The organism is Arthrobacter sp. KNU-44 (genome assembly GCF_051843155.1).
Classification (GTDB): Bacteria; Actinomycetota; Actinomycetes; order Actinomycetales; family Micrococcaceae; genus Arthrobacter.
Genome location: NZ_JBPXNG010000002.1, coordinates 528,981 through 551,986, shown reverse-complemented (window position 1 = coordinate 551,986; position 23,006 = coordinate 528,981). Strand labels below are relative to the sequence as shown.

Below are 23,006 nucleotides of genomic sequence, written 5' to 3'. Positions count from 1 at the left end.
TGGCCGGAGCGAACCCGCGGGCGTAGCATGCACTCATGTGGGTCGATTCCGGCGACTATGAACGGGCACTCGAACGTGCGTGGGAACACACCCGGGAGTGGTTGAGGGCCTTGCCTGGGCGGCCGGTACGGCCAAATACCGCGGCGGATGACATCACGGCGGTCTTCGGCGGACCGTTGCCGGCCAGCGGACTGGACCCGGTCTCGGTCATAGATTTCCTCGCCGAACACGCCGAGCCCGGGCTGATGGCCATGCAATCGGGGCGCTTCTTCGGTTGGGTCATCGGCGGTACGGTGCCGGCCGGGATGGCCGCGGACTGGATGGTTTCCGCATGGGACCAGAACTCCGGGCTGCGTTTCGCCACACCCGCCACGGCCGGGATCGAAGAGGCCGCCGGGCGATGGCTCCTCGAGTTGCTCGGCCTGCCTGCTGGCTCCGACGTCGGATTCGCGACAGGCGCCAGCATGGCCAACTTCACGGCCCTGGCGGCGGCCCGATGGCGCCAACTGTCCAAAGTCGGGTGGGATGTCAACGCCGGGGGACTCCAAGGCGCCCCGAAACTGCGAGTCCTGGTCGGAGCCGAGCGGCACGAGAGCCTGGATATGGCACTGCGCTTCCTGGGCTTCGGCGCACCCGAAGTTGTCGCAGCGGACCATCAAGGCACGATCAATCCCGACGCGCTGCGGGCCGCGTTGGAATCCGGTTCCGGTCCGGCAATCGTGTGTCTCCAGGCCGGGAACCTGCATTCCGGCGCCTTCGATCCGTTCCTCGAGGCGATTCCGGCTGCGAAGGATCACGGAGCGTGGGTCCACGTTGACGGGGCTTTCGGCTTATGGGCGGCGGCGGTGCCGGGACTGCGTCATCTGGTCGAGGGCGTCGAGTTGGCCGATTCGTGGGGAACCGATGCCCACAAGACCCTCAACGTGCCGTACGACGCAGGAATCGTGGTGGTTCGTGACGTCGCAGCCCTGCGGTCCGCCGTCGGCATGCACGCCGAATACCTCATGCAGGACGACCACGGCCCCGGCGACCCCATGGAGAAAGTGCCCGAGTTGTCCCGCCGCGCCAGGGGAGTGCCGGTGTGGGCGGCCTTGCGTTCCCTGGGCGCCGATGGCGTGCGGGAGCTTGTCGCGGGACGTGCGGAGTGTGCCGCGGAACTGGCCCGGCGGCTCGCCGAAGTGCCCGGCGTGGAAGTCCTCAACGATGTGGTGTTCACACAGTTGTCCCTGGCTTTCGGTTCAGACGAGAGGACCCGGGCCGTGACGGACTTCATTATGGCCGACGGGAGGGTCTGGATGTCCGGTTCGCGCTGGCGGGGCAGGGATATCCTGCGTGTTTCGGTGACCAACTGGTCAACGGATTCGGCCGATCTGGATATCGCGGTGCAGGCGATCAAAGATGCGCTGAAGGCCACCGGCTAGGCCGGGCGTCCGGACAACTCGGCGCCCCGAAGCTAGTTCGAGGCGGCAAGTCCGGGTTCGGGCAGATCGTGCGCGGCGGGCAGCCCGTCCAGGGGCCGTCCTGCGAGGGTGCTGGCCACCCACAACGAGCGTGCCAGATCGCCCTCATGCCGCGGTTTCCCGGCATACCACAGGGCGTTTTCGACCTCGCGGACCAGGCTCCATTCCCGGGCCGCTTCGCCGTCCAAGCCGGCCGCGCTGCTGAAATCCGCGCAGCGCTCCAGAAGGGCAACTTCCGGAGCCGTCGTGGAGAGGTCGCGGATACGGTTCCACAAGATCGGTGCGACGGCGAATTCCGCCTCTCCGATCTTCGGTTGCGGATCGATCGCCACGTATGCGCGTTCTCCGATGGACGCAGCGCCATTGAGGTGCGGAAGGATGTTCATGAAGTGCAGGTCGCAATGCACCAGGACGTCCCGGCCTGCCCGGCGCCCAACAGCGCCCCGGGTCTGGCACACCTCCAACGCGGCTTCGAGGAGCCATCGGGGGAAGGGCTGGCCAAGTTGCTCCCAGTCGGCGGGCAACTCATCGCTCCAGCGCTCGGCTCGGGCCGCGATGTGCTCGAACTCTTTCCATTCGGGCCGCTCGTCCGGTTCGATGCTGAGTTCCTTCACGAGCGATCCCCAGACGTCGCGGGCTTCTTCCATCGGGGCGCCCTGCAGCCAGCTGACGGAGTCGAGCCGCTCCAGGAGCATCGTGCAGGAGGCCGCATCGGCGTCGAGCAGCTTGACGGCCCCGGTACCGCCCCAAAGGGCCAGCGCATGCCGTTCAACGAGGGCTTCCTCGTGCGGGAACGCTATCTTGAGCACCGAACGGCCGCCGTTGTAGAGGACCGGAATGACGATGCCGCCGTGGCCGTTCCATGGTTCCGCGCCGGGCTCCAGGTCAACCGACAGCTTCCAGCGTTCCAGGCTGGCATCGATCAGCCCGGGCAGCCCCGAGAGCCACGCCCGCCCCTCCGCTGTGCGGGAGTAGCGTGCCTGGAGGTCGCCAGGGATGGAAACGAAGGTAGTCATCACTGTCAGCCTACCCAAGCCGGTCCGGGAGCGGTTCAGACCACTCCGGAGGAGCCCAAGAGGCTTCCGATGAAGAACGTCGCGGCAAGCGCAAGGGCTCCGCCGATGACGACGCGCACGGCGGCGCGGGTCTTCGAGCTGCCGCCGATCCATGCTCCTATGGCTCCGGTGATTGCGAGCGCGAGCAGCACGGAAATGAAGGTCAGCGGGACACGCAGCCCCGGGGGCGGGAGCAGAATCGCGAGCATGGGCAGCACCGCGCCGAGGGTGAAGGCAATGGCGGACGCGAAGGCCGCATGCCACGGGCTGACGATGTCGTCCTGGTCGATGTTCAATTCGGCCGAAAGGTGAGCGGCCAAGGCGTCGTGCTCCGTCAACTCCGCAGCGACTTTCCGCGCGGTTTCAGGCCGCAGGCCCTTGGCCTCGTAGATCGCAGTCAATTCGGCCAGCTCTTCTTCGGGTTCCTCGGCGAGTTCCCGCCGTTCCTTCTCGATGAGCGCCTTTTGGCTGTCGCTCTGGCTGCTGACGGATACGTACTCGCCGAGTGCCATGGACACCGCGCCACCCACGAGTCCGGCGGCTCCCGCAGTGAGGATGGCTCCGGTGTTCGTCGTGGCGCCGGCGACGCCCACCACGATGGCGGCGACGGAGACGATTCCGTCATTGGCGCCAAGGACGCCTGCCCGAAGCCAGTTGAGCCGGTGGGCGAGGTCGTTGGCGTGTGGTTCGTTCTCATGCAGGGCTGCAGTTTCGATGGAAGCCATGGTACAAGCCAAGCACCTGAAGACTGCTGCCGCCAGCAAAGAAAGGCTTTCCTATGGAGCCGGACTGCTGTCCGGCAGCGGGGGGAGTGCCGTGCTGTCGATCGACAGTCCGGCGAACGGGCCAACCGGAGTTCCCCAGGCCTGGCTGCGTTTGGCGGCGTCGACAAGTCCGTCTATAGCCCACTGCCGCGTCTCGCCCTCTGACAATGCCACGAGGTCGGCATAGGCAGTCAGCGAGCTGGCTTCCATGCTTCCCAGCGCGAGTGCGGGTTTGGCGGCGAAAGTGGCAGGCAGGCGATAGCCGGCCTCCCGTGGCGGTGTCGCGATGCAGTGCAGCCGGCCCTGGGCCTCCGCTCCCCGGAGCAGCTCCTGATGGCGCGCCAACCAGGTGGCTGCCGTCGCCGATGCCTTCGCGTCCAGCTTGGTCAGGGCCACTTGGTAGGCATAGATCGCCTCCTGTTCGGAGCTGACGACGGCGGCAAGGGCTGCGGGCAGATCGGCCTTGGTGGGCGCCGTTCCGTGTGGCGGTGCCGTCGACGTGCCCGGGGAGGCAGTGCAGCTGGGGGGCGGCGTCGGGGCGGAACTCACCCCGGCCGGGGTCGCCGGTAGCGGCAACCCCCAGGTCGCGGCCAGCCGTGATGACTCAAGCAACTGGGCGGTCCCGACGGCGGCAAGCAGCCGTGCCATGCCGCCGTCGGCGTCCGCGGCGTCCGCCAAGCGACGGGAAGCGCTCAAGGCGAGCGCGGAGACAAAGCCGGCCCGCGTTGGGCGCTCCTGGGTGGCACCGGGGCTTGGGGAAGCCGTGGAGGTATTCGATCCCGAAGAGCCGGAAGGTTGCAGCAGCGCTTGCGTCTGGCTTGTCAGCAATATCACAGTGTCCGTGCTCTCCAGGAGCGATGCGCTGCCCAGGAGCGTCCCGGCCGAAGAGAGCGCTTCGGAACGGGCGGTTTCGGAAAACGGCACCGCTGGGGGCCTTGGGGCGTCCCGCGGGACAAGCACGGCGCCGACTCCTAGGACGAGGACTGCGAGGAATGCCAGCAGGATGGCCCTCATCCAGCCATGGCTCCGTGGTTTCTCAACAGTCTCGTGGTTCACAACAGACTATGGTGTCACGCCCGCGGACAACTTGCGTCTCCCGCAAGGAGTCCCCGTGCACCACGCCGCCGTAAATGTCGTTAAGCTAGTAGTCACAACATCATCTATCGGGAGGCGGCTGGCCAGTGAGTCATTCGGAAGCCACGACTTCAACAGACCAGGCTGGAACGGATCCTACGAGTCCAGCGCAACACGAGGTCCGCAACCCCGAGGAGAGCAGGCTGAAGGCCCTTCTGGCGCCTGCCGTCCTGGCGAGCCGGCTCTATCTTGAGGATGTTGCCATCCAGGTTGCCGGTTCGCACCGGGTTGTCCACGTGGTCATCGACCTGCCCCAGGAGGAAACCGGCGGCGTCAGCCTTGACGTCATCGCGGAAATCTCCAGGGCCCTTTCGGACATCCTGGACAACGATCCCCGCACCGACGGCCGGCCTTACGACCTCGAGGTCTCCTCGCCCGGCGTCGGCCGGCCCCTGACGGAGCCCCGCCACTGGCACCGGGCCCGCGGGCGCATGGTCAAGGTCAACGTGATCCAGGGAGAGAACCTGACCGGGCGTATCCAGTCCGTCGACGACGCCGGCGTCACCCTGGTTCCCGAGCAAGAGGTCAAGAAGGGCATGAAGCCCAAGCAGGGCGAACCCGTGAAAATTCCTTTCGACAGGATCCGCCAAGGAAAAGTCGAGATAGAGTTCAGCCACCTCAACGAGGCCGTGCTGGAAGACGAGTACAACGGACCTTCCGAGGAGGCCTAATGGATATTGACATGAGTGCGCTGAGACTCCTGGAGCGTGAGCGTGAAATCCCGCTGGACCTCCTGATTCCCACCATCGAGCAGGCGCTCCTGGTGGCTTACCACAAGACGCCGGGCGCTTTCGAAAAGGCCCGTGCAGAGCTGGACCGCAAGAGCGGGCACGTGACCATTTGGGCCACGGAAATCGACGACGACGGCGAAGCCATCGGCGAGTTCGAGGACACTCCTGCGGGATTTGGCCGCATTGCGGCGAGCACCGCACGGCAGATCATCCTGCAGCGCCTGCGCGACGTCGAGGACGACAACGTCCTCGGCGAATTCAAGGGCCGTGAAGGCGAACTCGTCGCCGGCCTGATCCAGCAGGGCAACAACCCGCACATGATCCAGGTGAACCTCGGTTCCGTGGAAGCGCTGCTGCCGCCGCCCGAGCAGGTTCCGGGGGAGAAGTACACCCACGGCAACCGCCTGCGTGCGTTCGTGGTGGACGTCCACCGCGGCGCCAAGGGACCCTCAATCACGCTGTCGCGCTCACACCCGGGCCTCGTCCGGAAGCTTTTCGAGCTGGAAGTCCCGGAGATCGCGGACCGTTCGGTCGAGATCGTGGCACTGGCCCGCGAAGCCGGACACCGGACCAAGATGGCCGTCAAAGCCAACACTCCCGGCATCAACGCCAAGGGTGCTTGCATTGGTGAAATGGGCTCCCGCGTCCGCGCAGTCATGACCGAACTCAACGACGAAAAGATCGACATCGTCGACTTCAGCGAAGACCCGGCGACCTTCATCGCCAACTCCCTGTCGCCGTCGCGCGTGAATTCCGTCACGATCACCGACGAAGCCACGCGCTCCGCCCGGGTGGTTGTTCCCGACTACCAGCTGTCCCTCGCCATCGGCAAGGAAGGCCAGAACGCCCGGCTCGCAGCCAAGCTGACCGGCTGGCGGATCGACATCGTCTCTGATGCCGCTCCGGCCAAGGGCAACTAAACAGACCACATGGCGCCCAGCCCCGGATCCGCGCACCTTGTGGATTCGGTGGCCGGGCCCTCGGGGGCTTAGAATAGATGGAACCGGGCCTATGCCCGGTATCCGTGCGCTTTGGCGTGCTCGCGACTTACGGGGCGATAACCCCGGCAAGGCAAGGGCGGGCGCCGAGCAAAGCAGAACCGCAGAAGACAGGTAAAGACACTGAGGCAGGTTGATACACCCAGTGACTGAACTGCTTCACACCAGGCACCAGCCTGTGCGCACCTGCATCGGATGCCGGAAACAAGGCAAGCGGAGCGAGTTGATCCGGCTTGTCGCCGAAGGCGGCGGGTCACCCGTCGTCCTGGTGGATGAACGACGCCGGATGGCTGGCCGGGGTGCGTGGCTGCACCCCAGCACTACATGCCTGACGCTGGCAAGCAAACGGCGTGCTTTCGCAAGGGCCCTCGCGGGCGCAAGTGAAGTCACCGCCGTCGAAAGCTACCTGGCGGCAGTCATACCCCCTGCGGACACTGAAGTGAAAGCAGGAAAACCGTCCAAACCTGAAAGCGGGTCAGAAAACTGATGGAAACCCGATGAGTTCCCAGCGATGAGTGCGCAACGATGACAACTTTGTTGCGCTCTGCACAGGGCCTATCCGCCGCGTTCGCGGCAGGGGCCCGCAGTAAGAATTAGACGGTTCGTGCCTGGCTCGGTGCGGACCGAGACAGGAGAAATGTGGCCAAGGTCCGCGTACATGAGCTCGCCAAAGAGCTCGGTATTACTTCCAAAGATGCAGTGACGAAACTGCAGGAATTGGGCGAATTCGTTCGCTCCGCCTCTTCAACAATTGAGGCACCGGTCGTGAAGAAGCTTCGCGACGCCTACCCGGGTGCCGGCGCTGCAAAGGCCGCTGCCCCGGCAGCACCTCGCGTTGCAGCCCCCGCGGCACCTGCCGCACCCGCAGCATCCCGCCCGGCTCCGGGCCCCGCTGCGCCCAAGGCTCCGGTTCCCGCCCCCAAGGCTGAGACCCCCGCCCCGGCGGCACCTGCGGCTCCCGCAGCTGCTGCAAGTCCTATTTCCGCCAAGCCGGGTGCCCGTCCGGCACCCAAGGCCGAAGCCCCTGCCCCGGCACGTCCGGGCAGCCAGGCACCGCGGCCGGGCGGCCCCCGTCCGGGCAACAACCCGTTCGCGACCTCGCAGGGCATGCCCCGCGGCCGTGGCGACGGCGAGCGTCCTCCCCGTCCGGGCAACAACCCCTTCGCAACATCGCAGGGCATGCCCCGTTCCGGTGGCCGCACTGACGGCGAACGTCCCGGCGGTCCGCGTCCCGCGGCCGGCGCAGGCGGTCCCCGCCCCGCAGCCGGTTCCGGTGGTCCGCGTCCGGGCGCTCCGCGTCCCGGTGCTCCCCGTCCGGGCGCTCCGCGTCCCGCAGGTGGCCCCGCAGGAAACCGTCCTACCCCGGGCATGATGCCCAACCGTACCGAGCGTCCCGCTCCCGGTGGCGCAGGCCGTCCCGGTGGCGCTGGCCGTCCCGGTGGCGGCGGCCCCGGCCGTCCGGGTGGCGCTCCTGGCGCAGGCACCGGTGGCGGAGCTCCCGCCGGCGGAGGCTTCGGCAAGGGTGGCCGCGGACGCGGAGGTACCCAAGGTGCCTTCGGTAAGGGTGGCGCAGGACGCGGCAAGCAGCGCAAGTCGAAGCGTGCAAAGCGTCAGGAACTGGAGCAGATGAGTGCTCCGTCGCTGGGCGGCGTATCCGTACCCCGCGGCGACGGCAACACCGTAGTCCGGCTCCGTCGTGGCTCGTCCATTACGGACTTCGCCGACAAGATCGAGGCGAACCCCGCCGCACTGGTGACCGTACTGTTCCACCTCGGTGAAATGGCAACGGCTACGCAGTCGCTGGACGAAGACACCTTCGGCCTGCTCGGTGTTGAACTCGGCTACAAGATCCAGGTAGTTTCGCCGGAAGACGAAGAGCGCGAGCTCCTCGACTCCTTCGACATTGACCTCGATGCCGAGCTGGAAGCCGAAGGCGACGACGTCCTCGAACCGCGTCCCCCGGTTGTCACCGTCATGGGTCACGTTGACCACGGTAAGACCCGACTGCTCGACGCCATCCGGAAGACCAACGTGGTTGCCGGCGAACACGGCGGCATCACGCAGCACATCGGTGCCTACCAGATCAGCCACATCCACGAAGGCACTCCGCGCGACATCACCTTCATTGACACCCCCGGTCACGAGGCGTTCACCGCCATGCGTGCACGTGGTGCCAAGGTCACCGACATCGCCATCCTGGTTGTCGCAGCCGACGACGGCGTCATGCCGCAGACGGTGGAAGCACTCAACCACGCACAAGCGGCCAACGTGCCGATCGTCGTCGCGGTCAACAAGATCGACAAGGAAGGTGCGAACCCGGACAAGGTCAAGGGCCAGCTCACCGAGTACGGTCTGGTTCCCGAAGAATACGGTGGCGACACCATGTTCGTTGAGGTTTCTGCCCGCCAGAACATCAACATCGACGAACTGATCGACGCCGTCCTGCTGACCGCAGACGCCGCTTTGGACCTGCGCGCCAACCCGGACAAGGATGCTCGAGGCATTGCCATCGAAGCGAACCTGGACAAGGGCCGCGGTTCCGTGGCCACCGTCCTGGTCCAGTCCGGTACCCTGGCCGTTGGTGACACGATCGTGGCGGGTACGGCCCACGGCCGCGTCCGTGCCATGTTCGACGAAGACGGCAACGCCCTCGACGTCGCGCTTCCGTCCCGTCCGGTCCAGGTCCTGGGTCTGTCCAACGTTCCGCGTGCAGGTGACACCTTCCTAGTGACCTCTGACGAGCGTACGGCCCGCCAGATCGCTGAAAAGCGTGAAGCAGCCGACCGCAACGCGGCACTGGCCAAGCGTCGCAAGCGCATCAGCCTGGAAGACTTCGACCAGGCAGTTGCCGCGGGCAAGATCGACACCCTCAACCTCATCCTCAAGGGTGACGTTTCCGGTGCCGTTGAAGCCCTCGAAGACGCACTGCTCAAGATCGACGTCGGCGACGAAGACGTTCAACTGCGCGTCATCCACCGCGGTGTGGGTGCCATCACGCAGAACGACGTCAACCTCGCCACGGTGGACAACGCCATCATCATCGGCTTCAACGTCAAGCCCGCCGAGCGCGTGGCCGACCTTGCCGATCGTGAAGGCGTGGACATGCGCTTCTACTCCGTCATCTACTCGGCAATCGATGACATCGAGCTGGCCCTCAAGGGCATGCTCAAGCCGGAGTACGAGGAAGTCCAGCTCGGTACCGCCGAGGTCCGCGAAGTCTTCCGTTCTTCCAAGTTCGGAAACATCGCCGGTTCCATCGTGCGCTCGGGCATCATCCGCCGTAACACGAAGGCACGCGTCAGCCGCGATGGCAAGGTCATCGGCGACAACCTCACCGTTGAGACGCTCAAGCGCTTCAAGGACGACGCCACCGAGGTCCGCACGGACTTCGAGTGTGGTATCGGTCTTGGCTCGTACAACGACATCAACGAAGGTGACATCATCGAGACCTTCGAGATGCGCGAAAAGCCGCGCGTCTAAAGTGTCGCAGGCCGGTGCTGCTCTCGGGCGGCCCCGGCCCGTTCCGCCGATATGGGGGCCCCGCCCCTACGCTGGGCGGCAAAGGATCTGCGATCCTTTGCCGCCCAGCTTCGGCAGGCCCGATGCCACTCCCGGGCCCCCATATCGGCTCCACGGGCCTCGGTGGGAAGCTCGCGGTCCGTTCCGGACCTTTTTTGGCGAGTGGCATTTTTAGACTTAAGTACGCAAGTTGCTAACGCGCCGTCGTACGCAAAATTTTAGGAGTTGAAATGGCTGATCCGGCACGCGCTGCCAAGTTGGCGCAGCGGATTAAGGTTGTTGTTGCTGAGGCACTGGGCCGGCGGATCAAGGATCCTCGGGTTGAGGGCATCACTATTACCGATGCCCGCGTCACCAACGATCTTCAGCACGCCACCGTGTACTACACCGTCTTCGGTGACGAAGCCGCTCATTCTGATGCTGTTCGGGCGTTGGAGAAGGCCAAGGGTGTTTTGCGCCAGGAAGTGGGCCGTAACATCACCGTGCGGCTGACTCCTACCTTGGAATTCGTTGCGGACCTTATTCCGGTCAACGCCTCGAACCTTGAGGAGCTGTTGCGCACCGCCAAGCAGCGCGACGCCGAGGTAGCCGCGCTGGCTGCCGGCGCCAAGCACGCAGGCGATGCGGACCCGTACAAGAGCGATGCCCCGCAGGATGCGGACATCGACGAAGACGACTTTGATGAAGAAGACATCGACCTCCGTGCCGATGAAGACATCGACGAAGACGGCGGCAAGTAGTCCAGCGCTTCCCGGGTGGGACCGGATCCGCAGTTCTTAGAACTGCCGGATCCGGTCCTTCTTTGTTTAACCGCGAAAAGCCGGGCCAAATTGATGGGCCGTCGCTAAGATCGGAGCATGTCGGCGCACGATGCAGCTCAGAGTCCCGAAGATTACCTCGAATACGCCCTGCGGCTCGCGGTTCAGAACGTGGCCGACGGCGGCGGCCCTTTCGGCGCCGTCGTGGTCACGCCGGACGGACGGCTCCATGACGGCGTCAACCGGGTCACCCGCGATAACGACCCCACAGCGCACGCAGAAGTGGTGGCCATCCGGCGGGCGGCGTCGGAACTGGGAAGCTTCGATCTCAGCGGCTCGGTGCTCTATTCAAGCTGCGAACCATGCCCGTTGTGCCTCTCGGCCGCCCTGTGGGGCAGGGTAAGCCGCGTCTACTTTGCCGCAGATCGGCACGGGGCCGCAGCCGCGGGCTTCGACGATGCAGTGTTCTACGAATATTTCGATGGCAACAGGCCTGAACTTTTGCCCGTCCACCATACGGAGGTCGCCGCATCGGAGGCTCCCTTCGATGCTTGGCGCGGGCACAAGAGCCGGACCAAATACTGAGATCGTCAGGCCCTAAACGCGGCCCGGAAGCCGCCCGACGCCGTCGAGCAGCTGCTGGTGGTCACCGCACAAAGCGATCCTGATCCACCCCTCGCCGATGGAACCAAAAGCGGTCCCCGGCGCCACGGCCACTCCAGCGTCCGCCAGGAAGGTGCGCACCCAAGTACGCACGTCCCCGCCGCTTACATGCGAGACGTCCGCCCAGAGATAGAAAGCGCCTTGGGCGCCCAGGAAGGGAATGCGCTTTTCCGCGAGCACTGCCGAGGCGGCGTCGCGGTTGGAACGGTAATGCTCCCGCGCGGTGTCCACATAGTCCTGCGGGCCGGTCAGCGCCGCGACTGCCGCGTACTGGGAAGGCGAAGCCACGCAGGAAACGATCGCTTCCATGACGTTGTTCATCTTCCGTTCCAGGCCCGGCGGGCAAATGAGCGCCCCGATCCGCAGCCCGGTCAGCCCGTACGTTTTGGACAAAGTCAGGGACGTGAAAACGCGCGCCTCCCCGGGAACGGTGCTGTCGAAGCGGGCGGGACTCGTGTGCGGAACGTCGAAGGTGAAGGCTTCGTAGCATTCATCCGAAATGATCCACAGATCGTGTTTGACGGCCAATTCCACGAGCTGGCGCGTTGTTTCCTCGCAGATTACCGCGCCCAGGGGATTGGAAGGCGAATTCAGGACCAACACCTTGGTACGGGGAGTGATCAGTGCCTCGATGTCCTCGATGCGGGGTTGGAACTCGTGCTCGGGGTAGAGCGGATAGTGCACCGGAATGGCGTGCAGCAAATGGCTCGTCATGGCAAAAGTGGGGTAGCCAGGATTAGGAATCAGGATCTCGTCGCCGGGGGAGAGGAGCAGGCTCATGGCGAAATGCAGTCCCTGCTGGGCCCCGTCGACGACATACACGCGCTCCGCCCCGAGGTCCACTTTGTTGTGGGCACGGAAGCGGTCGGCAAAGGCCTCACGCAGCGCCGGGATCCCGGCATTGGGGGTGTAGTTGGTCTCGTCCCTGTCCAGACACGCGATCCCCGCGTCCAGGATGTGCCGGGGGAGCGCGAAGCCGGGCTCGCCGATGCTAAGGACAATTGCCCCGGGGGTGCTCCAGGCGGCCTCGGTAATTTCGCGGATCTGGTTCACGGGCACTTCGCGGACGTGTGCGGCAAGCTCAGGCATGGGAGCCATCTTAGCTGCGCACCCGGACCGTTCAGGGAAGCCGGGGGCCGCAGGATGCATGCCTCGACGCGGATATACTGGGAGGCGTGCTTTCTGGACTGGTAATCGTTGACAAGCCGCAAGGATGGACCAGCCACGATGTGGTTGGACGGATGCGGCGACTGGCCGGTACCCGGAAAGTCGGCCATGCAGGGACCCTGGATCCCATGGCCACCGGGGTCCTCGTGCTTGGCATCAACAAGGCCACGAGACTGTTGACCTACATCGTCGGCACCTCCAAGACGTACTCCGCCACCATCCGGCTCGGCGAATCAACCATCACGGACGATGCCGAAGGGGACATCACCGAAAGCCGCAGCGCCGCCGGAGTCACCGAGGAAGCCATCCGTGCCGGCGTCGCGCAGCTCAGTGGCGAAATCCAGCAGGTTCCCAGCAGCGTCAGCGCCATCAAGGTCAACGGCGAACGGTCCTACGCGCGCGTCCGTTCGGGTCAAGAGGTCAAGCTCGCCGCCCGGCCGGTGACCATCCACCGATTCGAGATCCATGCCATCCGGAGGGTCGACGACGGCAGGGTCGTCGACATCGATGTGACTGTCGAGTGCTCCTCGGGCACCTACATCCGCGCGCTGGCGCGCGACCTTGGCGAGGCTCTCGGCGTCGGCGGCCATCTCACGGTGCTGCGCCGCACCCAAGTGGGGCCGTACTCCCTGGCGCAGGCCCGCACCCTCGAACAGCTTGCCGAGGAACTGGAAGTCCTCGACATGTCCGCCGCCGCCCGCGCGCTCATGCCCAACCGGGAGTTGAGCGACGCCGAAACCACCGAGATCTCGTTTGGCCGCAGGATCGCCGCGGGACCCGCTGCCGGCACGGCCGACGCAGCCACCGCCGAGAACCCGGCTGCTGCGTTCTCTCCATCAGGGGAGCTCGTGGCGTTGTTGGCCGATGCGGGGAGTTTCGCCAAGCCCGTCCTCGTGTTCGCGCCTGACAACGAAAAGCAGGCACACTAGCCATGGACGGATACTTTTACGCTGTCCTTGTGGTGGGCCTGCTGTCCACCGTCATTTGCGTCGTGGCGGGCATCATGAAGAAGGCCCCCAACGACGTCACCATACTGTCCGTTGCCGCCGTCGAACTCGTCCTGCTGGTCTATCTGGTGGGATCGATCATCCGCGTCGCGATGGGTGAAAAGATCGCGGGGGAGCCCTGGGAATTCTGGGGCTACATCGTCACGGCGCTCATCCTCCCCGTCGTCGCGGTGTACTGGTCCATCCTGGAACGGACCCGTTGGAGCAATTTCGTCATGGGCGCCGTGGGCGTCACCGCATTGGTCATGGCGGCCCGCATGAACCAGATCTGGTACTGACATTGGAAGAAGCACACGAAGTGACTGTTGAAACCACCGGGAAGAAGAACCCGGACACCCGCAATACCGGGCCCGGGAGGCTGTTGATTGCGGTCTACGCAGTCTTCGCGATCTCGGCGACGGCCCGTGCCGGCTACCAGATCCTGACGAAGTTCTCGGATGCTCCCTTGGCCCACATCCTTTCGGCCTTCGCCGCCGTGGTGTACATCGTGGCCACAGTCTCCCTCGCGAAGCCGGGCCGCACGTGGTTCAAGGTATCGCTGGCGGCCGTCCTCGTGGAGATGGTCGGGGTGCTGGTGGTTGGCGCGATCAGCCTTTTCGATCCTGTGGCTTTCCCGCACGACACCGTGTGGTCCTTGTTCGGACGCGGATACGGCTTTGTCCCGTTGATCCTGCCGGTCCTGGGCCTGTTGTGGCTCTACCGTCGGCGCCCGGCACGGCTCCCGCACTAGAAATCGGGGCTCCGCCACCCGGGCATGCCAGCCCAGGGATAGCGGGTAACCTTAGAGAATTCCGGCGCCGGACCAGGCGCCGGGCATAGCGAATACCAGCAGTAAAAGGCGAGGTTGATGGTCCACATCTGGAACGATCCCACTGAGGTCCCCGAGGATTTCGGTCCCAGCGTCGTTACCATCGGCAACTTTGACGGCGTCCATCGCGGACACCAGCAGGTGCTGACGCAGCTTCTGCGCACCGCGGGGCAGCACGGCGCGCGGTCCGTCGTCGTGACGTTCGATCCCCACCCGGCCCTGGTCCACCGGCCCGACTCCGCACCGGAGCTCCTCATGGGCTTGCAGGACAAGCTCGATGCCCTGGCCGACACGGGCGTGGATGCCATCCTCGTCATGAAGTACAACCTCACGCTTGCGGCCATGACGCCCGAGGAATTCGTCGTCAACGTCCTGCTTGACGGGCTTCACGCGGCACACGTTGTTGTGGGCCACGATCTCCGTTTCGGCGTGGGAAATTCCGGCGACGTCGGCACCATGCAGGAATTGGGCAAGAAACTCGGATTCGGCGTCCACGTGGTCAACGAATTCGGCGCGGAAGGCTTTCCCGTGCACGACGACGGCGGCACGGACCGTCGCTGTTCCTCCACCTGGGTGCGCGAGGCCCTCGCCGAGGGCGACGTCGAGACCGCGGCTGCCGTCCTCGGCCGCCCGCACAGGATGCGCGGCGAAGTGGTCCACGGCGCCGCGCGGGGACGCGCCCTGGGCTTTCCCACGGCGAACCTGGACCACGGCGCCACGGGCTACGTCCCCGCGGATGGAATCTACGCCGGCTGGCTCGTGGACGAATCCGGAACCCGCTGGCCCGCCGCGATTTCGGTCGGTTCCAACCCCACGTTCGACGGCGTGAGCCGGCAGGTGGAAGCCCACGTGATCGACCGCCCGGAGGAGGAAGTGGAGGACTTCAACCTCTACGGCCAGACCGTCGTGGTGGAATTCACTTCGAGGCTGCGGGGCATGGTGGCCTACCGCGGACCCGAGGCCCTCGTAGAGCAGATGCGCCTGGACGTCGCCCAGGCCCACGATCTCCTGCTGGACAAGTAGCCCCGCGCCGTGAGCGTTGAGAAGAACACCCGGCCACTCGACGAAGGCATCGTCAAGGACTTCAGCTCACGCATGAGTTACGGCTCCTACCTGCAGCTGCCCTTGCTGCTCAGCGCCCAGCAACCTGTCAGCCAGCCGGAGCACCATGACGAACTCCTGTTCATCATCCAGCACCAAACCACCGAGCTCTGGCTGAAGCTGGTCCTGCACGAGCTCCGGAGCGCGGCCACCTGGCTGCGCCAGGACGACCTTGGCTCCGCGCTCAAGGCCATCGCACGGGTCAAGCACATCCAGAAGACGCTCACCGAGCAATGGTCGGTGCTCGCCACGCTTACCCCTACCGAGTACTCCCAGTTCCGCGGCTTCCTGGGCAATGCCTCCGGGTTCCAGTCGAGCCAGTACCGCGCCGTCGAGTTCATCCTCGGCAACAAGAACGGGAAGATGTTGCCGGTGTTCGAATCTGATCCGGAGTCCAGAACCATGCTGGAGGAGCTCTTGAACGCTCCGAGCATCTACGACGAATTCCTTGCCTACCTGGACCGGCACGGCTACGACGTTCCACGCTCCGTCCTGGACCGGGACGTGACGCAGGCCCACGAGTTCACACCTGGGCTCTTGCCCCTTTTCAAGCACATCTACGAAAATGCCGCAGACAACTGGCCGGCCTACGAAGCCTGCGAGGAACTGGTGGACCTGGAAGACAACTTCCAATTGTGGCGCTTCCGGCACCTCCGTACGGTGCAGCGGACCATCGGCATGAAGACGGGAACCGGAGGTTCAAGCGGCGTTTCCTTCCTGAAGAAGGCGCTCGATTTGACGTTCTTCCCTGAGCTTTTCGCAGTCCGGACCGAGATCGGGCAGTGAGTGTCGCTCCTGTTTGAGGAGGGTCACACGGCAGCTTTCGACAAGATTGCCGGGCTGCCGGTAAACTGAGGGATGGATCCGGCTGCAGTCCGTGGCGGCTGGACCTGTTTTGTGTGCGGTCATTGGCACATCACAACCCGGCAGCGAGGCGCTGAATCGGGACGCACGGCACAACTCTAGGAGTTCACGTGGCACTTGAAGCCGCTGTTAAGCAGTCCATCATCGAGGCATACGCAACGTCCAAGGGCGACACTGGTTCGCCGGAGGTCCAGATTGCAGTCCTGACTCAGCGGATCAAGGATCTGACTGAGCACATGAAGGAGCACAAGCACGACTTCCACACCCAGCGCGGTCTGCTGGCTATGGTTGGTCGTCGCAAGCGCATGCTGGGCTACCTCAAGAAGACTGACATTGCCCGCTACCGTGCGCTCATCGAGCGCCTCGGCCTGCGCCGCTAGTTTGACTTCGGGCGGCCCGATCCTCCGCGGACCGGGCCGCCTTTTCTCCATAACTAAATCCAACACTTAACAGGAGTTCAACCGCATCGCGCATTCGCGGTCCTCGGTAGTGATCCCCGGGAACAGCCTTCTGTGATGAAGGCGCAGCCCGTGGGTCTCGATCGATGACCGGGTGTCGTACAGGCCAGGAACAGACGCTGGCCTGGGTCGATGCGGAAGGACTTCCGCTAAACAAGAAACGGAGGTGACTCTCAATGGAGGGTCCCGAAATCCAGTTCTCAGAAGCCATCATCGACAACGGCCGCTTCGGCAAGCGTGTTATCCGCTTCGAAACCGGCCGCCTCGCCAAGCAGGCAGCCGGCGCCGCGATGGTCTACATCGACGAAGACACCGCGCTGCTGTCCGCAACCACCGCTGGCAAGTCCCCGCGTGAAGGCTTCGACTTCTTCCCGCTGACTGTCGACGTCGAAGAGCGCATGTACGCCGCCGGCCGCATCCCGGGCTCGTTCTTCCGCCGTGAAGGCCGCCCGTCCACCGAGGCCATCCTGGCTTGCCGCCTCATGGACCGCCCCCTGCGCCCCGCGTTCGTCAAGGGCCTGCGCAACGAGGTCCAGATCGTCGTCACCGTCCTGGCGATCAACCCGGACGAGCTCTACGACGTCGTGGCCATCAACGCCTCGTCCATGTCCACCCAGCTCTCCGGCCTCCCGTTCTCCGGCCCGATCGGCGGCGTCCGCGTTGCCCTCGTCGCCGACGAACAGGGTTCGCAGTGGGTTGCTTTCCCGAAGCACTCCCAGCTCGAAAACGCCGTCTTCAACATGGTTGTCGCCGGCCGTGTTGTGTCGGGTCCCGACGGTGACGACGTCGCCATCATGATGGTTGAAGCCGAAGCCACGGACAACTCCTGGAACCTCATCAAGGAACAGGGCGCTACCGCTCCCACCGAAGAAGTTGTTTCCGAGGGCCTCGAAGCTGCCAAGCCTTTCATCAAGGCGCTGTGCGAGGCCCAGGCCGACCTGGCCGCCCGCGCTGCCAAGCCTACGGTTGAGTTCCCGATCTTCCTGGACTACCAGGACGACGTTTACGCCGCCGTTGAAGCTACCGCTGCCGAAAAGCTTGCCGCGGTCTTCCAGATCGCCGACAAGCAGGACCGCGACAACGCCTCCGACGAGCTCAAGGACGAAGTCCTCAGCGCCCACTCCGGCGAGTTCGAGGGCCGCGAGAAGGAGCTCTCCGCAGCCTTCCGCTCCCTGACCAAGCAGGTTGTGCGCCAGCGCATCCTCAAGGACCAGATCCGCATCGACGGCCGTGGCCTGACGGACATCCGCCAGCTGACTGCCGAGGTAGAGGTCCTGCCCCGCGTTCACGGTTCCGCCATCTTCGAGCGCGGCGAAACCCAGATCATGGGTGTCACCACGCTGAACATGCTCAAGATGGAACAGCAGATCGACTCGCTGTCTCCCGTCACGCGCAAGCGCTACATGCACAACTACAACTTCCCGCCGTACTCCACGGGCGAGACCGGCCGCGTCGGCTCCCCGAAGCGCCGCGAAATCGGCCACGGCGCCCTTGCAGAGCGCGCCATCATGCCGGTGCTGCCGTCCCGCGAGGAATTCCCGTACGCCATACGCCAGGTGTCCGAGGCCCTCAGCTCCAACGGTTCGACGTCGATGGGTTCCGTTTGTGCCTCCACGCTGTCCCTGCTCAATGCAGGTGTGCCGTTGAAGGCCGCTGTTGCCGGTATCGCCATGGGCCTGGTTTCCGACCAGGTTGACGGCCAGACCCGCTACGCCGCCCTGACCGACATCCTCGGCGCCGAAGATGCTTTCGGCGACATGGACTTCAAGGTTGCCGGTACTTCCGAGTTCGTCACCGCCATCCAGCTCGACACCAAGCTCGACGGCATCCCCGCATCGGTCCTGGCTGCAGCCCTGAAGCAGGCCCGCGAAGCCCGCCTGCACATCCTGGACGTCATCAACGCCGCCATCGACACTCCGGACGAGCTCTCCGAGTTCGCACCGCGCGTGATCGCCGTCAACATCCCCGTTGACAAGATCGGTGAGGTCATTGGCCCCAAGGGCAAGATGATCAACCAGATCCAGGAAGACACCGGCGCCGACATCTCCATCGAGGACGACGGCACCGTCTACATCGGCGCTACCAACGGTCCGTCTGCAGAAGCAGCCCGCGCCGCGATCAACGCCATCGCCAACCCGCAGATCCCGGAAATCGGTGAGCGTTACCTGGGCACGGTCGTCAAGACCACCACCTTCGGTGCGTTCGTTTCCCTGACCCCGGGCAAGGACGGCCTGCTGCACATCTCCGAACTGCGCAAGCTGGCCAGTGGCAAGCGCGTGGACAACGTCGATGACGTCGTCTCCGTGGGCCAGAAGATCCAGGTCGAGATCACCAAGATCGACGACCGCGGCAAGCTCTCCCTCTCCCCGGTTGTGGCTGAGGAAGAAGGCGCCTCCTCTGAAGAAGCTCCCGCCGAAGAGGCTGAAGTTTCCGCCGAGTAGCCTGAACCGGCAAACACGCGGCAGGACCGGTGGACATGTCCACCGGTCCTGCCCGGTTTAACAATGAATTCCCGTCCCGGGGGTGATGCGCCCGCTGGTACGATTGCAGCCAGATTTGGCACCCGTGATTTCCCGCAGAACTGAAAGGTCTTGATGACTGTCGTACCCCTCCCATTGGCGCAGACCGTGCCCGGCGGCGAATTGATCCATGGCGCCGAAGGCGGCTCCGTTGTCCGGCGCTCAGTGCTTCCGGGAGGCGTCCGGGTGCTCACCGAGGCCATGCCCGGGCAGCGTTCGGCAACTATCGGATTCTGGGTGGGAGTCGGCTCCCGGGACGAGGCAGACGGACAGCACGGCTCCACCCACTTCCTGGAGCATCTCCTGTTCAAAGGCACCAAGAAGCGCACCGCCCTTGAGATCGCGTCCGCTTTCGACGAGGTCGGCGGTGAATCGAATGCGGCCACGGCAAAGGAAAGCACGTGCTACTTTGCCCGGGTACTGGACACGGACCTCCCCATGGCGATCGACGTCATTGCCGACATGATCACCGGCGCCGTGCTCGATCCTGCGGAACTTGAACAGGAACGCGACGTGATCCTTGAGGAAATCGCCATGGACAGCGATGACCCCACCGACGTCGCACATGAAAATTTCGTGGCCGCGGTACTCGGCGTGCATCCGCTGGGACGCCCGATCGGTGGCACCCCTGCCGCCATCAAGGCCGTGTCCCGCGATTCCGTGTGGGCACATTACCAGCGCTACTACCGGCCGGACGAAATCGTCATCACCGCAGCCGGCGGCCTGGACCACGACGTCGTCTGCCGCCTCGTGGTCGATGCCTTGCGGACGGCCGGGTGGGAGCTGAAGGACACCGCTGCCCCCGTCGAGCGCCGCTCCACCGAGCGGGCGGATATCACGGGCACCGCAGGGCTGCATGTGATCAAGCGTCCCGTGGAGCAGGCCAACATCATCATGGGCTGCCCTTCGATCGTGGCCACAGACGATCGGCGCTTCGTGATGAGCGTCCTGAACGCGGTCCTTGGCGGTGGCATGTCTTCGCGTCTCTTCCAGGAGATCCGCGAAAAGCGGGGCCTCGTTTATTCCACCTATTCCTTTGCCTCCGCCTACGCGGACGCAGGCTACTTCGGCATGTATGCCGGCTGCACGCCGTCGAAGGTCAAGCAGGTTCTGGAACTCCTGGGCGCCGAACTGGATAAGCTCGCTGCCGACGGAATCACGGACGAGGAACTGCGCAAGGCCGTGGGCCAATTGTGCGGCGGCATCGTCCTGGCCCTTGAAGACACCGGATCCCGGATGTCCCGCCTTGGCCGTGCCGAACTCGTTTCGGGCGAATTCCAGGACATCGATGAAACGCTGGCCCGCATCAAGGCCGTCACAGCCGACCAGGTCCAGGAACTCGCCCGGGTGCTCGCAGAAGCCCCCCGCACCGTGACCGTCGTCGGGCCCTTCGAGGAAACCGAGACGTTCGGCCTCTGAACCCCGCACTCTCACAGGGACATGCCCCTCGTTGGAGCCTGGGAGTGGATATAACCCTGATATGTCCATTCCTGGTTTGGAAGAGGAGGCATGTCCGGTGTGGGGAAGGCTGGACGCGCCTGCTCGATCGGGAACATGATGGTGACGTATCCACAGCCTTGCGCAGGAGTCGCCATGAACGAGCCAATGAAGAGTCATGCACACACTGCGCTGGAGGCATTCCTGGGTCATTGGCGGGGGAGTACCGAGCTCTCGGCGTCGCCCTGGGGACCTGCCCGGACCGCCGACGCCGAGGTGACCTTCTCGCGCGCGGCAGGAGGTTACGCCTTGGTGCAGAGCTACCGGCACATTGAGCCCGACGGCACCCATTTCGAGGGGCATGGTGTCTTTACCGTTGACCCGGACCACGGGGACACCTTGTGGTACTACGTGGACAGCATGGGCAGGCCCCCGGAAGCTCCGGCTCGGGGGCATTGGGAAGACGGCACGCTGAGGCTGGAGCGACGCAGCCCCCGCGGGACGGCGCGACACACTTTCAAGGTGGACGGCGGCGTGCTGACCCATATGGCGGAGCTAAGGCTCGGGGATGCCCCGACGTTCAGCCCGTTCATGGTCTCTGTCTGCAGGCGCGTCTAAAGCTCACGTCCAGCAGGCGCATCACTCAGAGGACTCTGGCCTCCATCGACTCGACTAACCGCGCGTCTGGCATGCCGTCGAGCGAGGCCGGCCTTCCTGGTCCACTCCACACCTTTATCCGCAACGTGTTCAGCATTGATTCAGCTTGCTCCCGTTCGGCGAAATCAAGCTCAATCAGGACCCGCTGCGAATCGTCCACAAGCCTGGAGACCCGGTAGGAGACAACGCCGGAGCCGGCGCGATCCGCCGGATCCGAGTCGAACGACTGCTTCCATGCGCCGAAGTCGTTCACCGAGTGTTCGATCAGGAGGGTGTACATGGCTGTTCCTTTGCTCTTGCGCGGATAGGCACAGCGTAGGCTCCTTGGACCCTGGGAACCACCCCTCGGCCGTCGCCGGCTCAGCCGCCGGCAAACGGTGGGAGGACGTCGACGACGTCGTCCGCACCGAGAGGCGCCGATCGGTCGCGGACCGCTACCTCATTGCGCAGGAAGCTGCTGCGGGAAATGATCCGGGCCAGGGGCGGTGTTCCAGCCGGTGGTTCCGGACGTTCGACGGCGAGCACGGCCGCGATCAGCCCGTCCAGGCCGGTCCCTTCAGGGAGGTCGTGGTGTTCCTCTTCGACGCCCGCCGCGGCGCGCGCGGCAGCGAAGTATCGTACGAGCAAAGCCTCAGCCTCCGATCGCGCTCATGCTGCGGTCCGGCTGGACGAAGTCGGGTGCGCCGAGGCCCGTGTGGTCCATGCCGTGCGCCTTGGGTTTGATCCACATGGCGTCCTGCCAGCGTTGGGCGAGTTCCTCGTCGTCCGCTCCGGAGCGAAGTAGTCCCAACAGGTCGAATTCCTCGCGGGAGAACAAGCAGCTCATGATCTTGCCTTCGGCGGTGATCCGTGTGCGCCGGCAATCGGAACAGAACGGCTCGGTGACGGAGGCGATGATGCCGACGGTGCCCAGCAGCGGACCGTCGGCTTCCGCAGATTCCGGGTCCCGCCGTCGTACTTCGAATCGTTCCGCCGGTGCGCCGTCGCGTTCGCGCGGGTCCGGGGTCAGGGCGAAGTCGCGGGAGAGCAGTTCGCGGATCTCTGCCGCCGTGATCATGTCCCGCCGGGTCCAACCGTGATCGGCGTCCAGCGGCATTTGCTCGATGAAGCGCAATTCATAGCCGCGGTCCACGGCCCAGGCCAGGAGGTCGGGGGACTCGGCGTCGTTGATTCCGCGCATGAGGACGGCATTGATCTTGACCGGACCCAACCCCGCAGCCCAGGCGGCATCGACGCCGGCCAATACCTTGGCCAGGAAGGGTCGCCTGGTGAGCTTCGTGAACGTTTCTTCGTGCAGGGAGTCGAGGGACACGTTAATGCGCGTGAGCCCGGCGTCCTTGAGCGCCGCCGCCTTCTTGTCGAGTCCGACGCCGTTGGTGGTCATGGAGATCGGCAGATCGGGGTGCGCCTCGCGGAGGGCCGAGATGATGTCCACCAGGTCGGCACGCACCAAGGGCTCGCCTCCTGTGAGGCGAAGTTCGCGGACCCCGAGTTGTTCGACGCCGATCCGCACCAGCCGGACAATCTCGGCGGCGGTCATGACAGCCTGCTTGGACAACCATTCGAGGCCCTCGGCCGGCATGCAGTACGTGCAGCGCAGGTTGCATTTGTCAGTCAGGGACAAACGCATGTCGGTGGCCCGGCGTCCGTAACGGTCGAACAGGCCCGGGGGAGTTCCTGCAGGGCGCGGCGGGGGCGCAGAAACGCTGCTTCCCGTCCCGTCGCCCGTAGGGGGCAACGGCATGCCTAGCTGAACACTCATGGGTTCAGGCTACGCCAGGCAGGGCTCGAGCGTGATATCGCACACCGGTCACGTTCGTCGTCTGCTCCCGTGGAAGGCAAGGAAGGCGCGACTTCTTACGGAATGCATACGGTTGGCCCGGCGGCGCCCGGAACACATACCGCG

Annotated in this window: 23 protein-coding genes; 16 read left to right on the top strand and 7 right to left on the bottom strand. The window is 64.9% G+C overall.

Translation table 11 applies throughout. The features are described from left to right. The first annotated feature begins 35 nt into the window (after positions 1-35). The gene (locus ACSVHC_RS03365) at positions 36-1,421 is read left to right on the top strand and encodes a pyridoxal phosphate-dependent decarboxylase family protein (RefSeq protein ID WP_437773088.1); all 1,386 of its coding nucleotides are present in this window, start codon (positions 36-38) and stop codon (positions 1,419-1,421) included. 32 nt (positions 1,422-1,453) lie between these two features. Here the strand turns inward: ACSVHC_RS03365 and ACSVHC_RS03360 are convergent, their stop codons facing one another. From ACSVHC_RS03360 to ACSVHC_RS03350, 3 genes are read right to left on the bottom strand one after another with little or no spacing between them, the layout of a single operon-like run. Next, entirely contained in the window at positions 1,454-2,476 is a 1,023-nt protein-coding gene (locus ACSVHC_RS03360) for an aminoglycoside phosphotransferase family protein (protein ID WP_437773089.1), read from the bottom strand. 35 nt (positions 2,477-2,511) lie between these two features. Then, positions 2,512-3,240, bottom strand: coding sequence for a VIT1/CCC1 transporter family protein (locus ACSVHC_RS03355; protein WP_437773090.1), 729 nt, complete (start codon positions 3,238-3,240; stop codon positions 2,512-2,514). Positions 3,241-3,291: 51 nt separating this feature from the next. Then, the gene (locus ACSVHC_RS03350) at positions 3,292-4,293 is read right to left on the bottom strand and encodes a DUF4439 domain-containing protein (RefSeq protein WP_437773091.1); all 1,002 of its coding nucleotides are present in this window, start codon (positions 4,291-4,293) and stop codon (positions 3,292-3,294) included. A 167-nt stretch (positions 4,294-4,460) separates the two neighbouring features. Between ACSVHC_RS03350 and rimP the strand changes: the two genes are divergently transcribed. The 6 genes from rimP (at position 4,461) to ACSVHC_RS03320 (ending at position 11,004) form a co-directional block, all read left to right on the top strand. Next, positions 4,461-5,084: a ribosome maturation factor RimP gene (gene rimP / locus ACSVHC_RS03345; RefSeq protein WP_437773092.1), complete on the top strand. Its 624-nt coding sequence runs from the start codon at positions 4,461-4,463 to the stop codon at positions 5,082-5,084. Further along, positions 5,084-6,064 (top strand): transcription termination factor NusA, encoded by a 981-nt coding sequence (gene nusA / locus ACSVHC_RS03340; protein WP_236816636.1) that lies wholly within the window; start codon positions 5,084-5,086, stop codon positions 6,062-6,064. The genes rimP and nusA overlap by 1 nt, the downstream gene beginning before the upstream one ends. A 223-nt stretch (positions 6,065-6,287) precedes the next feature. After that, positions 6,288-6,629 (top strand): YlxR family protein, encoded by a 342-nt coding sequence (locus tag ACSVHC_RS03335; RefSeq protein WP_437773093.1) that lies wholly within the window; start codon positions 6,288-6,290, stop codon positions 6,627-6,629. Between the two features lie 152 nt (positions 6,630-6,781). Further along, positions 6,782-9,622, top strand: a complete 2,841-nt coding sequence (gene infB / locus ACSVHC_RS03330) for a translation initiation factor IF-2 (RefSeq protein ID WP_437773094.1) — start codon at positions 6,782-6,784, stop codon at positions 9,620-9,622. A gap of 269 nt (positions 9,623-9,891) precedes the next feature. Continuing rightward, entirely contained in the window at positions 9,892-10,401 is a 510-nt protein-coding gene (rbfA, locus tag ACSVHC_RS03325) for a 30S ribosome-binding factor RbfA (RefSeq protein ID WP_236816645.1), read from the top strand. A 117-nt stretch (positions 10,402-10,518) separates the two neighbouring features. Next, positions 10,519-11,004: a nucleoside deaminase gene (locus ACSVHC_RS03320; protein ID WP_437773095.1), complete on the top strand. Its 486-nt coding sequence runs from the start codon at positions 10,519-10,521 to the stop codon at positions 11,002-11,004. A gap of 12 nt (positions 11,005-11,016) precedes the next feature. On the opposite strand, the gene ACSVHC_RS03315 is transcribed toward ACSVHC_RS03320, so the two are convergent. Then, entirely contained in the window at positions 11,017-12,171 is a 1,155-nt protein-coding gene (locus ACSVHC_RS03315; RefSeq protein ID WP_437773096.1) for a pyridoxal phosphate-dependent aminotransferase, read from the bottom strand. Between the two features lie 86 nt (positions 12,172-12,257). On the opposite strand from ACSVHC_RS03315, the gene truB reads away from it, so the two are divergent. From truB to ACSVHC_RS03270, 9 genes are all read left to right on the top strand, one after another. Then, on the top strand, positions 12,258-13,178 hold the full coding sequence (truB, locus tag ACSVHC_RS03310; protein WP_437773097.1) for a tRNA pseudouridine(55) synthase TruB: 921 nt from the start codon (positions 12,258-12,260) through the stop codon (positions 13,176-13,178). A 2-nt stretch (positions 13,179-13,180) separates the two neighbouring features. Beyond that, positions 13,181-13,534: a hypothetical protein gene (locus ACSVHC_RS03305; RefSeq protein WP_437773098.1), complete on the top strand. Its 354-nt coding sequence runs from the start codon at positions 13,181-13,183 to the stop codon at positions 13,532-13,534. A gap of 2 nt (positions 13,535-13,536) precedes the next feature. After that, positions 13,537-13,986 (top strand): hypothetical protein, encoded by a 450-nt coding sequence (locus ACSVHC_RS03300; RefSeq protein WP_437773099.1) that lies wholly within the window; start codon positions 13,537-13,539, stop codon positions 13,984-13,986. Positions 13,987-14,103: 117 nt separating this feature from the next. Next, a complete protein-coding gene (locus tag ACSVHC_RS03295; protein ID WP_437773100.1) occupies positions 14,104-15,087 on the top strand; it encodes a bifunctional riboflavin kinase/FAD synthetase in 984 nt (327 codons plus the stop codon). 9 nt (positions 15,088-15,096) lie between these two features. Continuing rightward, positions 15,097-15,951, top strand: a complete 855-nt coding sequence (gene kynA, locus ACSVHC_RS03290; protein ID WP_437773101.1) for a tryptophan 2,3-dioxygenase — start codon at positions 15,097-15,099, stop codon at positions 15,949-15,951. 188 nt (positions 15,952-16,139) lie between these two features. Continuing rightward, positions 16,140-16,409, top strand: coding sequence for a 30S ribosomal protein S15 (gene rpsO / locus ACSVHC_RS03285; RefSeq protein WP_028266602.1), 270 nt, complete (start codon positions 16,140-16,142; stop codon positions 16,407-16,409). Positions 16,410-16,663: 254 nt separating this feature from the next. Beyond that, the gene (locus ACSVHC_RS03280) at positions 16,664-18,928 is read left to right on the top strand and encodes a polyribonucleotide nucleotidyltransferase (RefSeq protein ID WP_437773103.1); all 2,265 of its coding nucleotides are present in this window, start codon (positions 16,664-16,666) and stop codon (positions 18,926-18,928) included. 153 nt (positions 18,929-19,081) lie between these two features. Continuing rightward, positions 19,082-20,425, top strand: a complete 1,344-nt coding sequence (locus tag ACSVHC_RS03275) for a M16 family metallopeptidase (RefSeq protein WP_437773104.1) — start codon at positions 19,082-19,084, stop codon at positions 20,423-20,425. Positions 20,426-20,599: 174 nt separating this feature from the next. Continuing rightward, entirely contained in the window at positions 20,600-21,061 is a 462-nt protein-coding gene (locus tag ACSVHC_RS03270; RefSeq protein ID WP_437773105.1) for a DUF1579 family protein, read from the top strand. Positions 21,062-21,086: 25 nt separating this feature from the next. Here the strand turns inward: ACSVHC_RS03270 and ACSVHC_RS03265 are convergent, their stop codons facing one another. From ACSVHC_RS03265 to moaA, 3 genes are all read right to left on the bottom strand, one after another. Next, on the bottom strand, positions 21,087-21,380 hold the full coding sequence (locus tag ACSVHC_RS03265; protein WP_437773106.1) for a hypothetical protein: 294 nt from the start codon (positions 21,378-21,380) through the stop codon (positions 21,087-21,089). A gap of 80 nt (positions 21,381-21,460) precedes the next feature. Next, positions 21,461-21,727, bottom strand: a complete 267-nt coding sequence (locus ACSVHC_RS03260) for a MoaD/ThiS family protein (RefSeq protein ID WP_345449795.1) — start codon at positions 21,725-21,727, stop codon at positions 21,461-21,463. A 4-nt stretch (positions 21,728-21,731) separates the two neighbouring features. After that, positions 21,732-22,862: a GTP 3',8-cyclase MoaA gene (gene moaA / locus ACSVHC_RS03255; protein ID WP_437773107.1), complete on the bottom strand. Its 1,131-nt coding sequence runs from the start codon at positions 22,860-22,862 to the stop codon at positions 21,732-21,734. Between the last annotated feature and the right edge of the window lie 144 nt (positions 22,863-23,006).

What these genes read in the sequence shown, in the direction of transcription:
- ACSVHC_RS03365 (WP_437773088.1), top strand. Translation starts at nt 36, where the DNA reads ATGTGGGTCGATTCCGGCGACTATGAACGGGCACTCGAACGTGCGTGG.
- ACSVHC_RS03360 (WP_437773089.1), bottom strand. Translation starts at nt 2,476, where the DNA reads ATGACTACCTTCGTTTCCATCCCTGGCGACCTCCAGGCACGCTACTCC.
- ACSVHC_RS03355 (WP_437773090.1), bottom strand. Translation starts at nt 3,240, where the DNA reads ATGGCTTCCATCGAAACTGCAGCCCTGCATGAGAACGAACCACACGCC.
- ACSVHC_RS03350 (WP_437773091.1), bottom strand. Translation starts at nt 4,293, where the DNA reads ATGAGGGCCATCCTGCTGGCATTCCTCGCAGTCCTCGTCCTAGGAGTC.
- nusA (WP_236816636.1), top strand. Translation starts at nt 5,084, where the DNA reads ATGGATATTGACATGAGTGCGCTGAGACTCCTGGAGCGTGAGCGTGAA.
- rbfA (WP_236816645.1), top strand. Translation starts at nt 9,892, where the DNA reads ATGGCTGATCCGGCACGCGCTGCCAAGTTGGCGCAGCGGATTAAGGTT.
- ACSVHC_RS03320 (WP_437773095.1), top strand. Translation starts at nt 10,519, where the DNA reads ATGTCGGCGCACGATGCAGCTCAGAGTCCCGAAGATTACCTCGAATAC.
- ACSVHC_RS03315 (WP_437773096.1), bottom strand. Translation starts at nt 12,171, where the DNA reads ATGCCTGAGCTTGCCGCACACGTCCGCGAAGTGCCCGTGAACCAGATC.
- ACSVHC_RS03305 (WP_437773098.1), top strand. Translation starts at nt 13,181, where the DNA reads ATGGACGGATACTTTTACGCTGTCCTTGTGGTGGGCCTGCTGTCCACC.
- ACSVHC_RS03295 (WP_437773100.1), top strand. Translation starts at nt 14,104, where the DNA reads ATGGTCCACATCTGGAACGATCCCACTGAGGTCCCCGAGGATTTCGGT.
- ACSVHC_RS03280 (WP_437773103.1), top strand. Translation starts at nt 16,664, where the DNA reads ATGGAGGGTCCCGAAATCCAGTTCTCAGAAGCCATCATCGACAACGGC.
- ACSVHC_RS03275 (WP_437773104.1), top strand. Translation starts at nt 19,082, where the DNA reads ATGACTGTCGTACCCCTCCCATTGGCGCAGACCGTGCCCGGCGGCGAA.
- ACSVHC_RS03270 (WP_437773105.1), top strand. Translation starts at nt 20,600, where the DNA reads ATGAACGAGCCAATGAAGAGTCATGCACACACTGCGCTGGAGGCATTC.
- ACSVHC_RS03265 (WP_437773106.1), bottom strand. Translation starts at nt 21,380, where the DNA reads ATGTACACCCTCCTGATCGAACACTCGGTGAACGACTTCGGCGCATGG.
- moaA (WP_437773107.1), bottom strand. Translation starts at nt 22,862, where the DNA reads ATGAGTGTTCAGCTAGGCATGCCGTTGCCCCCTACGGGCGACGGGACG.